Below are 11,826 nucleotides of genomic sequence, written 5' to 3'. Positions count from 1 at the left end.
TGGGCGGCCGGCTAGTACTGCGTCTGCAGGTGCTCCCAGAAGCCGTCCCGGAGGGCGCGGCGCAGGTCGGCCTGGCCGCGCAGGGAGTACTGGAGCATGCCCTCGGCCTCGACGAGGAGGTCCTGGTCGACGGAGCCCGGGAGGTAGGGGTGGCCGGGGAGCAGCTCGACCAAGGCCTCGCGGCCGCGTGCGGAGAGCCACTTGGCCGCGATCCGGGCGCCGACGAAGCGGACGTCCTCGCGGGTGGGCCGGGTTCCGGTGGCGGGCTCGTAGGCGGCGGCCGTGCGGCGGGAGACGTAGGGCTTGAAGAACTCGAGGTCGAGGGTGCGCTGGCTGTCGACCTCCCAGAGCAGCGGCTCGGCCTGGTTGCGGCCCTCGGGGGCCTCGATGCCCCAGAGGTGGACGCGGGCGCCGTAGCCCTGGGCCGCCTCGACCGCGGACACCAGGTCCTCGTCGCCGCCCAGCAGGGCCGCGTCGCTGATGGCGCGGTGCCGGGCCAGTGACTCCAGGTCGCTGCGGATGAGGGAGTCGACGCCTTTCTGCTGGTTGTTGGCGTTGAGGTTGCCGAGGCGGACCTTGACGTCGGGCAGTTCGGCGATGGTCTGCTGCTCGGCCGTGTGGATGCGGCGGCGGGCGCCGTCGTACCAGTAGACGCGCAGCAGCCGGCTGTCGGCGAAGATCGTGCGGGCCCTGTCGATGAGGGCGTCGATCAGGCCTTCGGCGTCGAGGTCGAAGGCGCGCCGGTCCTCCGTCCCGGCGACGAGCCGGCCCGCGGCCGCGTAGAGGTATCCCGCGTCGACGAAGATCGCGTGGGTCGAGGGCGTCTTCGCCACCTCGGCGAGCATGCGCTGCAGCAGCTCGTTGGTGTGGTCGATGCGGGCGGCGAGGTCCGCCAGGTCGTCGTTCATCGCCACCATTGTCCTGGCGATCACGCTGCGAACACAACCGCTCTCGGTCAGTCCCGCCAACGCCGCTTACCGGTCAGTAATTAGCCGTTCGAAAAATTTATTTAGTGTAGGGAATGTTTGTAACACGCAGCGCGTTGAATACCTACGACAGCACGTCACCCCAGTAGTTCTCCGCAGGAGGATGACCAGACGAAGGGAGAAGCCCATGCGCTTCGAAATCATGCGACTCGACGAGGTCGACGGCACCACCGTGGACAGCACCGTCGTGGACGCCGCCTCCGTCAACCGGATCGTTCAGCAGGCCGCAGCCGTAGGACAGCGCCTCTGGATCCGCCCGGCCGAGAGCCCGGCCTCGTAACACCCGGCGCTCACTCAAGCTTTCCGGGGGAGCCGAGGCCCGCTTCTCAGCTCCCCCGGATCACCTGAGTGACCCCGTTGATGATCTGCTGCACGGCGATCGCGGAGAGCATCATGCCCGCGAGCCGCGTCACCAGGACCACACCGCCGTCCTTGATGACCCGGATGATCAGCAGCGAGTAACGCATCACCAGCCACAGCACCACGTGGATCGCGAGGATCGCGGCCCACACCGAGAGCTGCGTGGCCGCACTGCCGGCCTTCTGCACGGCGAGGATCACGGACACGATGGCGCCGGGCCCCGCCAGCAGCGGCATGCCCAGCGGCACCAGGGCGACGTTGACGTCCTTGGTCTGCTTCGGCTCGTCGGTCTTGCCGGTGAGCAGGTCCAGCGCGATCAGCAGGAGCAGCAGACCGCCCGCGATCATCAGCGCGGGGACGGACACGTGCAGGTAGTCGAGGATCTGGTGGCCCAGGACGCCGAAGGTGGCGATGACCCCGCCCGCCACGCACACGGCCTGGAAGGCCATGCGCTTCTGCACCTTGGCCGGACGGCCGGCGGTCAGGGCGAGGAAGATCGGGGTGATCCCCGGGGGATCCATGATGACGAAAAGGGTCAGGAACAGGGAGCCGAAGACGGCGAGGTCGAACATGGTGGTGCTACAGGCCTTGCTGAAGAGAGAAACGGGGACGATCGGGTGAGGCGGGCCGGCCGCCTCAGGCTCCGCCGGCCCCCGGCACCGGGAACGCCCCGGTGGCCCGGCGGGTGATCTCGCCGTAGACCTCGGGATCGGTCGTGTACGCGCCCAGCGAGACGGTCTTGCGGCTGCCGTGGTAGTCCGAGGACCCCGTGACCAGCAGTCCCAGCTCCCCGGCGAGGCCGCGCAGCCGGGCCCGCGTGTCGGCGTCGTGGTCCATGTGGTCGACCTCGATGCCGTCCAGACCGGCGGCCGCCAGTTCGGCGATGACCGACTCCGGCACCGTGCGGCCGCGCTTGACGGCGGCCGGGTGCGCGAAGACGGCCACCCCGCCCGCGCCCTTGACCAGCCGGACCGCCTCGAAGGGGTCGGTCTCGTGCTTCTCGACGAAGGCCCGGCCGCCGTCGGCGAGCCACTCCTCGGTGAACGCGTCGCTCACGGTCGGCACGACGCCCAGCTCGACCAGCGCGGTGGCGACGTGCGGCCGCCCCACGGAACCGCCGGCGGCGATCCGCTCCACCTGTTCCCAGGTGACCGGCACGCCCAGCTCGTTCAGCCTGGCGACCATGCCCTGGGCGCGCGGCACCCGGTCGTCCCGGACCAGCTCGCGCTCGGCGAGCAGACCGGGCTCCTCGGGGTCGAAGAGGTAGGCCAGCATGTGCATGGAGACGCCGTCGACCCGGCACGACAGCTCGGCGCCCGTGACCAGGGTGAGCCCCGCGGGCAGCGCGGCGATCGCCTCGGCGTACCCGCGGGTGGTGTCGTGGTCGGTCAGCGCGACGACGTCCAGGCCGGCCGCGGCGGCGTTGCGGACCAGCTCGGCCGGGGTGTCCGTGCCGTCGGAGGCCGTGGAGTGGCAGTGCAGGTCGATGCGCACGGCTGCTCCAGGCGGTGACGGGACGGTGGGGACACCTAAGGATAGCGGCAGGAACCGGATGCCCTGTCACACCCGTAACCGCCCGGCGCCCCCTACAGCCGGCACTCAGGGGTCGAGCAGCCTCGGCGACAGCGCGCCGCACGGCACGAGGTCTATCTCGGCGCCCGCGTCCCGCAGATCGGCCAGCACCAGCTCGTCGTACATCAGCAGGCCCGACTGCTCGGGCCACACCACCGCCCACAGCCACAGCCCCAGCGCCTCGCCCGCGAACACCGCGCGGTCGTCGGGACCGCCGGAGACGTGCCAGAGCGGGGTCGGGCGCCCGGCGGCCAGGACCTTGGCCTGGGGCGGCTTCTCGACGTTCATGTAAGGGCCCGGGTCCGGGCCGTCGATGCCCGCGTAGTGCGCGCCGAGTCCGACACCAAGCTCCTCGGCGACGAGGATCAGCTCGCCCATGCCGCCCAGCGGACCGGGACCGGAGCACGCCACGGCGGTGGCGCGGCCGCCGCTGCGGTCGTCCCCCGCGTAGGTCACGCCCGTGAACAGCCACCCCACGGGCAGCGGCCACGGCATCCACACCGGGACCTGCGTGCGGTGCACGACGACGTTGAGCGCCTCGACGCTGGGCGGGATCACGGGCTGCAGCGGATACACCGTCCCGTGCGCGTCGCACTGCCAGGAATCGGCGAAGAGGCCGGGAGCCCTGACCCGGCCACCACACTTCGGGCAACTGGGTTCGCCCCTCATAGGGCCCCACGGTCCTACCCGGACCGGCCCGCGTCAAGGACGATCACCCGTCCGGACGGAAGCCGCGCGCCCACCCCACCAGGAGAAACTAGGTGCACCTTGCATTAATTAGCTCGGCTAACTTAGTATGTGCATAAACCAACTATCTAGCCGGGAGACGGGAGAGGCACATGGACTCCTTCGACGCGGGAGCCGGCGGCATCCTGCGACAGCCCAAGGCGGTGTGGGCCACGGCCGGCGCCTCCGTCGTCGCCTTCATGGGCATCGGCCTGGTCGACCCGATCCTGCCGTCCATCGCGCAGGGCCTTCGCGCCACACCCAGCCAGGTGTCCCTGCTCTTCACCTCGTACTTCCTGATCACGGCGGTGGCGATGCTGCTGACCGGCTTCGTCTCCAGCCGCATCGGCGGCCGCAGGACCCTGCTGGTCGGCCTCGCGTTCGTGGTCGTCTTCGCGGGCCTGGCCGGCACCTCCGGCTCGGTCGGGCAGCTCGTCGGCTTCCGCGCGGGCTGGGGCCTCGGCAACGCGCTGTTCGTCTCCACCGCCCTCGCGGTGATCGTGGGCGCGGCGGCCGGCGGCAGCGCGGCGGCGATCCTGCTCTACGAGTCCGCCCTCGGCCTCGGCATGGCCTGCGGCCCGCTGCTCGGCGCGCTGCTCGGCAACGCGAGCTGGCGCTACCCCTTCTTCGGCACCGCCACCCTGATGGCGATCGGCTTCCTGTGCATCGCGGCGTTCCTGAAGGAGCAGCCGAAGCCCGCCCGGAAGACCTCGATACTGGACCCGATCAAGGCCCTCGGCCACGGCGGCCTGGCCTCGGCGGCCGTCTCGGCGTTCTTCTACAACTACACGTTCTTCACCGTGCTGGCCTTCACCCCGTTCGTGCTGAACATGACCCCGTACCGCTCGGGCGCCGTGTTCTTCGCCTGGGGCCTGCTGCTCGCCGTCTTCTCGGTGATCGTGGCCCCGCGCATGCAGAAGCGGTTCGGCTCGCTGAAGGTGCTCGGCGGCTCGCTGGTGCTGCTCGCGGTGGACGTGCTCGTGCTCGGCTACGGCGACCACACGACGGCCGTCGTCTGCACGATCCTGTCCGGCGCCTTCATCGGCGTGAACAACACGGTCTACACCGAACTGGCCCTCGGCGTGTCGGACGCGCCGCGCCCGGTGGCGAGCGCGGGCTACAACTTCGTCCGCTGGTTCGCGGCGGCCGCCGCGCCCTACTTCGCTCCGAAGATCGAGGAGTGGACCGACATCCACGTCCCGTTCGTGGTCGCGGCGGTCACCGCCGTGCTCGGCGCGGTCGTGGTCCTCGTACGGCGCAGGGCGCTCACGCACGAGGCCGAGGAGCTCCAGCCGCGGCACGCCACCGAGGACGGGGTCGGCGTCTTCGCCAACTGACGCCTCGGCGACGGGCCTTGGTGAGCTTGCTCACTCGGGTGCGGCGTCCAGCGGGACGGACCTGCGGGTGGGATCCCTCAGGTCCGTCCCGTTCGCCAGCCAGCGCTCCTGGAGGGCCGGGGCGCCGTGCACCCGCTTCCAGGCCGCCTCGTTGGGGGTCATCGGCAGCAGCGGCAGGAACCGCACCGGGTCCATCGGGTCGTCCAGCGCCAGGTCCTCGACGAGCCCGCCCGGCTCGCCCACGAGCACGGAGCTGAACGGAGCGCCGGGCCACAGCGGTTCACCGACGTCGAGCGAGGCCCCGGGCGCCACGACCACACCTTCCACCTGCGGGGAGGCGGCGAGCACGGCGAGCGCGCGGAGCACCTTGTCGGTGTCGGCCAGGCCGGCGCGTACCGACAGGACCAGCTCGGCGCGCGGGCCCTTGACGGGGTCGGCGAGCATCGCCGTGGGGTCGGTCATGGGGTGCGCCGACATGCCGAGCGAGGCGTAACGGACCACATCCCCCTCGTGGAACCGGAGCACCTCGATGCGGTCGGTACCGAGGAAGGTGACCGCGGCCCGCGCGTCCGGTGCGCCCAGCGCGGTGCTCAACCGTGCCTCGACCAGAGGAAGAACATCAACCATGCGGTGAGCATAGAACTCGTCAGCTCCGGGCAAAGCGGCGCCTTGACACCACACGCTGCTGCTACGCTGAGCCGGTGGTTCGGGGCAGCACGCAGAAGCGTCGCTATCGAGTCCCGACGCTGAGACTCCCTTACGAGGGACCGGCCGGAGGAGGTGGGGCTGTCATGGATCGAAGTCGACCGTGCAGTACCACTCGCTCTTCCGGCTGCTGATCTAGTTACCGGCTGGCCGCCGCCTTCCCTTTCGCGTCGTCGTTCGGAAGAGCACTTCGTCTCGCTTTGCCTGATCTGTCTGACCTGAATCAGTTCTGCATCAGTAGCGAAGTCGCCACCGCGACGGTGCGGTGCTCCCCGCTTTGTGGACGTGCCAAACATCCTTCCCCGCCGGAGGCCGGGAGGACTTCCGCCGGACGTCCCCATTCCGGGTGGTTCCACCCGTCGACACGCGCTTTCGCTGCCCGCCCGCGAAGGAGCCTGCCCATGTCGATGATCCGCGACCTGCGCGCCGTGGTCCGCCCGTCGTCCCGTGTCTCGCTGCGCAAGGAGCAGAGCGCGCCGTACGACACCACGCGCGACCCCGCGACGCCCTCGGCCGTCGTCGACTGCGCCGTCTACCGCGACGGCGCCCGGGTGCGCAGCGCGGAGCCGCTGAGCCCGCAGGAGGCGATGCGGCTGGTGCGCCGCGACGGCGGGTTCGTGTGGATGGGGCTGCACGAGCCGACCGAGTCGGAATTCGCCGGTATCGCACGCGAGTTCGGGCTGCACCCGCTGGCCGTGGAGGACGCGGTGCAGGCCCACCAGCGGCCCAAGCTGGAGCGGTACGACGACTCGCTGTTCACCGTCTTCAAGACCATCCACTACGTCGAGCACGACCGGCTCACCGCGACCAGCGAGGTGGTGGAGACCGGCGAGGTCATGTGCTTCACCGGCCGGGACTTCTTCATCACCGTCCGGCACGGCGGCCAGGGCTCGCTGCGGGCGCTGCGGCACCGGCTCCAGGACGACCCCGAACTGCTCGCCAAGGGCCCCTCGGCCGTGCTGCACGCGATCGCCGACCACGTGGTGGACGGCTACATCGCGGTGGCCGACGCGGTGCAGGTCGACATCGACGAGGTGGAGACCGAGGTCTTCTCGCCGGGCCGCCGGGGCGGTGTCTCGCGCGGTGTGGACTCGGCGCGGATCTACCAGCTCAAGCGCGAGGTGCTGGAGTTCAAGCGGGCGGTGGCCCCGCTGCTGCGGCCCATGCAGCTGCTGAGCGAGCGGCCGATGCGGCTGGTCGACCCGGACATCCAGAAGTACTTCCGGGACGTCGCCGACCACCTCGCCCGCGTCCAGGAGCAGGTGCTGGGCTTCGACGAACTGCTCAACTCCATCCTCCAGGCCAACCTGGCGCAGGCGTCCGTCGCGCAGAACGAGGACATGCGCAAGATCACCGCCTGGGCCGCGATCATCGCCGTGCCGACGATGGTGTGCGGGGTCTACGGCATGAACTTCAAGTACATGCCCGAGCTGCACTGGCGGTACGGCTACCCGGTGATCATGGGCGTCACGGTCGCCCTGTGTCTGGGCATCCACCGCACCCTCAAGCGCAACGGCTGGCTGTAGGCCCTGGTTAGGCTGGGCGCATGACAAGCGAGCTGCTCGACCAGGCCCTCGTCGAGGAGGCCACCAAGAAGTCCGGCCTCATCTGGGTCAGGGGCGACGGGGCCCCGGCCGCGCGTGCGCTGTGGCACGTGTGGCACGAGGGCGCGGTGTGCCTGGTCGGCGACGGGCCCGGGGAGCAGCCGCTGCCCGGCCTGGCCGACGGCGGCTCGGCCGAGGTGACCGTGCGCAGCAAGGACAAGGGCGGCCGGCTGGTGACCTGGCGGGCCACCGTGTCCGAGCCGGCCCCCGGCTCGCCGGAGTGGGAGGCCGCCGTGGCCGAGCTGAAGGGCAAGCGGCTGAACGCCCCCGACGGCGAGGAGATGCCCGCGCGGTGGGCCCGTGAGTGCAGGGTGCTTCGTCTGGCTCCGGCCGGACCGCCGCTCCCGTTGCCCGCCGGGAGCCTGGCGGAGCGTCCGGTGCCATCGCCGGCGACGACGCGCCGGCCGGTCCCGGCCGCCCTGCCGCGGCTGCTGGCCGGGCTGCGGAAGAAGAGGTAGCGCGGGGTTCCGCCGGGCTACGACGCCGGGAGCTGCCTGCCGTAGTCGACCGTCTCGCCCTTCGCGGGCCGGGTCACGGTGAAGTCCTTGCCCCAGTCGGAGAAGGTGAGCGTGCCCGCGGAACCGGCGCGCTCCAGGCGCAGCGGGTACGGCTTGCCCTCCAGGGAGACGTCCAGGGTGCCGCCGTCGCCGTCGTCGCCGGTGATCCGGATGGTGCGGGTACCCGCCGTCTCGTGGTGGCCGTCGGTCGCCGGCGAACCGTGCAGGGTCAGCAGACCGTCGAGGAGGAGGTCCTTGTCCGTGAAGCCGCTGAACTTCTTGTACGCGGGGTCTCCTTGCGGCACCTTCACGTACTTGCCGTCGAGCTTGCCCGCCGCGGACTTGTCGCCGCCGTTCCAGAACTCCGCGTCGGCCTTCAGATACAGCTGCGTGCCGACCCGCAGCAGGCCGAAGGTGGCGCCCCGGGAGGTGACCGAGCCGGTGCCGCCGTCGTCCTTCAGCCGCATGTCCAGCCGGTACGTGCGGCCGCTGGTGACCACGGTCCCGGCCAGCCGCACCGCGGGAGCGGCGTCGGCGGCGGCGCGGGTCTTCGCCTGGATCTGGGCCGCGGGCAGTTTCCCCACCCCGTTGGTCCCGGCGTCCGGGTCGTCGCTGCACCCCGTCAGCACCGTCGCTCCCGTCACGGCCAGTGCGCATGTCGCGGTCACCAGCGCGGCCCGGCGAACACGGCCCAGGGGCATCGCAGTCACAGGTGGGGCTGCCTTTCTGACGGTGGCTGAGCGGCGTACGGCAGCGTACCGGGGCCCCGCCCGCTCGGCGGAGCCAGTCCGTCCGGAGCGCCCACCAGGGCGTACCGGATCGGTACGGGCTAGCCTGAAGCGCACGCGAGCGGGCAGAGAACAGCAATCCCACAGCAAGGCGAGCAAAGGAAGCACAGTCATGGCAGCCGGCGCCCCCCGGATCTTCGTCTCGCACCTCTCCGGGGTCCCCGTCTTCGACCCGGCCGGCGACCAGGTGGGCCGCGTACGCGACCTGGTGGTCATGCTGCGCGTCGGGCGACGGCCCCCGCGCGTCCTCGGACTGGTCGTCGAGCTGTCCACCCGGCGCCGGATCTTCCTGCCCATGACCCGGGTGACCGGTATCGAGTCCGGCCAGGTCATCACCACCGGCGTGCTCAACGTGCGCCGCTTCGAGCAGCGGCCCACCGAGCGGCTCGTCTTCGGCGAGCTGCTGGACCGGCGGGTGCGCCTGGTGGAGAGCGACGAGGAGGTCACCGTCCTCGACCTGTCCGTGCAGCAGCTCCCCGCCCGCCGGGACTGGGAGATCGACCGCGTCTTCGTCCGCAGGGGGAGGAAGGGCGGCGCCTTCCGCCGGGCCAAGGGCGAGACCCTGACCGTCGAGTGGTCGTCCGTGACCGGCTTCTCCCTGGAGGAGCACGGCCAGGGCGCCGAGAACCTGCTCGCCACGTTCGAGCAACTGCGTCCCGCGGACCTCGCCAACGTGCTGCACCACCTGTCCGCCAAGCGCCGCGCCGAGGTCGCGGCGGCCCTGGACGACGACCGTCTCGCCGACGTCCTGGAGGAGCTGCCGGAGGACGACCAGATCGAGATCCTCGGCAAGCTGGCCGAGGAGCGCGCGGCGGACGTGCTGGAGGCCATGGACCCGGACGACGCGGCCGACCTGCTGGCCGAACTGCCGGAGGCGGACAAGGAGCGGCTGCTGAGCCTGATGAAGCCCGCCGACGCGGCCGACATGCGGCGCCTGATGTCGTACGAGGAGCACACCGCGGGCGGTCTGATGACCACCGAGCCGATCGTGCTGCGCCCGGACGCGACCGTCGCCGACGCGCTCGCCCGGGTCCGCAACCAGGACCTCTCCCCCGCGCTCGCCGCCCAGGTCTACGTCTGCCGGCCGCCCGACGAGACCCCGACCGGCAAGTACCTGGGCACCGTCCACTTCCAGCGGCTGCTGCGCGACCCTCCGTACACCCTGGTCAGCTCGATGGTCGACGACGATCTGCAGACCCTGGACCCGGACGCCGCCCTGCCGGTCGTCGCCGGGTTCTTCGCCGCGTACGACATGGTGGCCGCCCCCGTGGTGGACGAGTCCGGCGCGCTGCTCGGCGCGGTGACCGTGGACGACGTCCTCGACCACATGCTGCCCGACGACTGGCGGGAGACGGAGTTCCATCTGGACGAGGGAGAGGAGGCGGCCACTCATGGCTCCTGAGCGCGACACCGCGACCCGCGAGCGCAACCCGGTGGGCGCCACGGCCGCCACCCGGCCCCGCGCCCCGCGTCTGGACCAGCCGCGCCCGCCGAGGCGCCGGATCCTGCCCGAGTGGGACCCGGAGGCGTTCGGCCGGCTGTCGGAGCGGATCGCCCGCTTCCTCGGCACGGGACGCTTCATCGTCTGGATGACGGTCGTCATCATCCTGTGGGTGCTGTGGAACATCGCCGCGCCGGCGGGGCTGCGCTTCGACCAGTACCCGTTCATCTTCCTGACCCTGATGCTGTCCCTGCAGGCCTCCTACGCGGCCCCGCTGATCCTGCTGGCGCAGAACAGGCAGGACGACCGCGACCGGGTCAACCTCGAGCAGGACCGCAAGCAGAACGAGCGGTCGATCGCCGACACCGAGTACCTGACCCGGGAGGTCGCCGCGCTGCGCACCGGCCTCGGCGAGGTGGCCACCCGGGACTGGATCCGCTCGGAGCTGCAGGACCTGGTGAAGGAACTGGAGGAACGGCGGCGCCACGACGGGCATGTCGTATTCCCGGCAGAGCGGGCGGAACGGTCGCCCGGACGTGACGCAGAAGACCGCTGAGGGGCTACCCGCGGGCCCCACGGAGCGCCGTACCATCGTCTCTATGGCTACGGAAGACGCGGTGCGCGAGGCACTGGCGACGGTGAACGACCCCGAGATCAACCGACCCATCACCGAGCTGGGGATGGTCAAATCGGTGGAGATCGGGGAGGACGGCGCGGTCGCGGTCACCGTGTACCTGACGGTCTCCGGCTGCCCGATGCGCGAGACGATCACGCAGCGGGTGACCGAGGCGGTCTCCCGGGTCGAGGGCGTCACCCGGGTCGACGTGTCGCTGGACGTGATGAGCGACGAGCAGCGCAAGGAGCTGGCGAACGCCCTGCGCGGCGGCCAGGCCGAGCGTGAGGTCCCGTTCGCCAAGCCCGGCAGCCTCACCCGGGTCTACGCGGTCGCCTCCGGCAAGGGCGGCGTCGGCAAGTCCTCGGTGACGGTGAACCTGGCGGCGGCGATGGCGGCCGACGGCCTGAAGGTCGGTGTCGTGGACGCCGACATCTACGGCCACAGCGTGCCGCGCATGCTGGGCGCGGACGGCCGTCCGACCCAGGTCGAGAACATGATCATGCCGCCGTCGGCGAACGGCGTGAAGGTCATCTCCATCGGCATGTTCACCCCGGGCAACGCGCCGGTCGTCTGGCGCGGCCCGATGCTGCACCGCGCGCTGCAGCAGTTCCTCGCGGACGTGTACTGGGGCGACCTGGACGTCCTGCTGCTGGACCTGCCGCCCGGCACCGGCGACATCGCGATCTCGGTGGCGCAGCTCGTCCCGAACGCCGAGATCCTGGTCGTGACGACGCCTCAGCAGGCGGCGGCCGAGGTGGCCGAACGAGCCGGCTCCATCGCCGTGCAGACCCACCAGAAGATCGTCGGCGTGGTGGAGAACATGTCCGGGCTGCCCTGCCCGCACTGCGGCGAGATGGTCGACGTCTTCGGCACGGGCGGCGGCCAGACGGTCGCCGACGGCCTCACCCGCACCACGGGCGCGTCGGTCCCGGTGCTCGGCAGCATCCCGATCGACGTCCGGCTGCGCGAGGGCGGCGACGAGGGCAAGCCGGTGGTCCTGAGCGACCCGGAGTCCCCGGCGGGCTCCGCCCTGCGGGCGATCGCGGGGAAGCTGGGCGGCCGTCAGCGCGGCCTGTCGGGCCTGTCCCTGGGGCTGACCCCCAAGAACAAGTTCTGAGCGTTCCCGCGGCCGCACGGCCCGGGACGAAGGGGCGCCGGGAGGTACTGGCGCCCCTTTGCCGTGCGCGGGGTCCG

At 71.4% G+C, this 11,826-nt stretch carries 13 protein-coding genes; 7 read left to right on the top strand and 6 right to left on the bottom strand.

Features of this window, described 5'->3' with window-relative positions; translation table 11 throughout:
- Positions 1-11: 11 nt before the first annotated feature.
- Entirely contained in the window at positions 12-908 is an 897-nt protein-coding gene (locus ACFYU0_RS24050; RefSeq protein ID WP_389304055.1) for an NYN domain-containing protein, read from the bottom strand.
- Positions 909-1,113: 205 nt separating this feature from the next.
- Here ACFYU0_RS24050 and ACFYU0_RS24045 point away from each other — a divergent pair, with 205 nt between their 5' ends.
- On the top strand, positions 1,114-1,266 hold the full coding sequence (locus tag ACFYU0_RS24045) for a hypothetical protein (protein WP_174266095.1): 153 nt from the start codon (positions 1,114-1,116) through the stop codon (positions 1,264-1,266).
- Positions 1,267-1,312: 46 nt separating this feature from the next.
- On the opposite strand, the gene ACFYU0_RS24040 is transcribed toward ACFYU0_RS24045, so the two are convergent.
- The 3 genes from ACFYU0_RS24040 to ACFYU0_RS24030 form a co-directional block, all read right to left on the bottom strand.
- Positions 1,313-1,918, bottom strand: a complete 606-nt coding sequence (locus tag ACFYU0_RS24040; RefSeq protein ID WP_389304053.1) for a MarC family protein — start codon at positions 1,916-1,918, stop codon at positions 1,313-1,315.
- Positions 1,919-1,982: 64 nt separating this feature from the next.
- Entirely contained in the window at positions 1,983-2,840 is an 858-nt protein-coding gene (locus ACFYU0_RS24035; protein ID WP_389304052.1) for a PHP domain-containing protein, read from the bottom strand.
- Between the two features lie 105 nt (positions 2,841-2,945).
- Positions 2,946-3,587 carry a DUF6758 family protein gene (locus ACFYU0_RS24030; protein ID WP_389304051.1) on the bottom strand — a complete coding sequence of 214 codons (642 nt, stop codon included), beginning with the start codon at positions 3,585-3,587 and terminating at the stop codon, positions 2,946-2,948.
- Positions 3,588-3,757: 170 nt separating this feature from the next.
- On the opposite strand from ACFYU0_RS24030, the gene ACFYU0_RS24025 reads away from it, so the two are divergent.
- Positions 3,758-4,981: an MFS transporter gene (locus tag ACFYU0_RS24025; RefSeq protein ID WP_389304049.1), complete on the top strand. Its 1,224-nt coding sequence runs from the start codon at positions 3,758-3,760 to the stop codon at positions 4,979-4,981.
- Between the two features lie 30 nt (positions 4,982-5,011).
- Here ACFYU0_RS24025 and ACFYU0_RS24020 read toward each other — a convergent pair whose 3' ends face one another.
- On the bottom strand, positions 5,012-5,608 hold the full coding sequence (locus ACFYU0_RS24020) for a suppressor of fused domain protein (RefSeq protein WP_351662467.1): 597 nt from the start codon (positions 5,606-5,608) through the stop codon (positions 5,012-5,014).
- 479 nt (positions 5,609-6,087) lie between these two features.
- Between ACFYU0_RS24020 and ACFYU0_RS24015 the strand changes: the two genes are divergently transcribed.
- A complete protein-coding gene (locus ACFYU0_RS24015; protein WP_351662465.1) occupies positions 6,088-7,212 on the top strand; it encodes a magnesium and cobalt transport protein CorA in 1,125 nt (374 codons plus the stop codon).
- A gap of 20 nt (positions 7,213-7,232) precedes the next feature.
- Positions 7,233-7,748 (top strand): hypothetical protein, encoded by a 516-nt coding sequence (locus tag ACFYU0_RS24010; RefSeq protein ID WP_389304047.1) that lies wholly within the window; start codon positions 7,233-7,235, stop codon positions 7,746-7,748.
- Between the two features lie 17 nt (positions 7,749-7,765).
- On the opposite strand, the gene ACFYU0_RS24005 is transcribed toward ACFYU0_RS24010, so the two are convergent.
- Positions 7,766-8,488, bottom strand: coding sequence for a hypothetical protein (locus ACFYU0_RS24005; protein ID WP_351662985.1), 723 nt, complete (start codon positions 8,486-8,488; stop codon positions 7,766-7,768).
- A gap of 199 nt (positions 8,489-8,687) precedes the next feature.
- On the opposite strand from ACFYU0_RS24005, the gene ACFYU0_RS24000 reads away from it, so the two are divergent.
- From ACFYU0_RS24000 to ACFYU0_RS23990, 3 genes are read left to right on the top strand one after another with little or no spacing between them, the layout of a single operon-like run.
- Positions 8,688-9,977 (top strand): magnesium transporter MgtE N-terminal domain-containing protein, encoded by a 1,290-nt coding sequence (locus ACFYU0_RS24000; protein WP_351662461.1) that lies wholly within the window; start codon positions 8,688-8,690, stop codon positions 9,975-9,977.
- A complete protein-coding gene (locus tag ACFYU0_RS23995; protein WP_351662459.1) occupies positions 9,967-10,572 on the top strand; it encodes a DUF1003 domain-containing protein in 606 nt (201 codons plus the stop codon). Before ACFYU0_RS24000 ends, ACFYU0_RS23995 begins: the two co-directional genes overlap by 11 nt.
- A gap of 43 nt (positions 10,573-10,615) precedes the next feature.
- Positions 10,616-11,749, top strand: coding sequence for an Mrp/NBP35 family ATP-binding protein (locus ACFYU0_RS23990; RefSeq protein ID WP_389304046.1), 1,134 nt, complete (start codon positions 10,616-10,618; stop codon positions 11,747-11,749).
- Positions 11,750-11,826: the final 77 nt, after the last annotated feature.

Source organism: Streptomyces sp. NPDC003720 (genome assembly GCF_042875075.1).
In the GTDB taxonomy this organism is placed as follows: domain Bacteria; phylum Actinomycetota; class Actinomycetes; order Streptomycetales; family Streptomycetaceae; genus Streptomyces.
This window is presented reverse-complemented; position numbering and strand designations above follow the sequence as displayed.

Excerpts from the sequence above, each read along its gene's own strand:
- ACFYU0_RS24010 (WP_389304047.1), top strand. The coding sequence starts at position 7,233 with ATGACAAGCGAGCTGCTCGACCAGGCCCTCGTCGAGGAGGCCACCAAG.
- ACFYU0_RS24030 (WP_389304051.1), bottom strand. The coding sequence starts at position 3,587 with ATGAGGGGCGAACCCAGTTGCCCGAAGTGTGGTGGCCGGGTCAGGGCT.
- ACFYU0_RS24045 (WP_174266095.1), top strand. The coding sequence starts at position 1,114 with ATGCGCTTCGAAATCATGCGACTCGACGAGGTCGACGGCACCACCGTG.
- ACFYU0_RS24020 (WP_351662467.1), bottom strand. The coding sequence starts at position 5,608 with ATGGTTGATGTTCTTCCTCTGGTCGAGGCACGGTTGAGCACCGCGCTG.
- ACFYU0_RS24000 (WP_351662461.1), top strand. The coding sequence starts at position 8,688 with ATGGCAGCCGGCGCCCCCCGGATCTTCGTCTCGCACCTCTCCGGGGTC.
- ACFYU0_RS23995 (WP_351662459.1), top strand. The coding sequence starts at position 9,967 with ATGGCTCCTGAGCGCGACACCGCGACCCGCGAGCGCAACCCGGTGGGC.
- ACFYU0_RS24005 (WP_351662985.1), bottom strand. The coding sequence starts at position 8,488 with ATGCCCCTGGGCCGTGTTCGCCGGGCCGCGCTGGTGACCGCGACATGC.
- ACFYU0_RS24050 (WP_389304055.1), bottom strand. The coding sequence starts at position 908 with ATGAACGACGACCTGGCGGACCTCGCCGCCCGCATCGACCACACCAAC.
- ACFYU0_RS24015 (WP_351662465.1), top strand. The coding sequence starts at position 6,088 with ATGTCGATGATCCGCGACCTGCGCGCCGTGGTCCGCCCGTCGTCCCGT.
- ACFYU0_RS24040 (WP_389304053.1), bottom strand. The coding sequence starts at position 1,918 with ATGTTCGACCTCGCCGTCTTCGGCTCCCTGTTCCTGACCCTTTTCGTC.
- ACFYU0_RS24025 (WP_389304049.1), top strand. The coding sequence starts at position 3,758 with ATGGACTCCTTCGACGCGGGAGCCGGCGGCATCCTGCGACAGCCCAAG.
- ACFYU0_RS23990 (WP_389304046.1), top strand. The coding sequence starts at position 10,616 with ATGGCTACGGAAGACGCGGTGCGCGAGGCACTGGCGACGGTGAACGAC.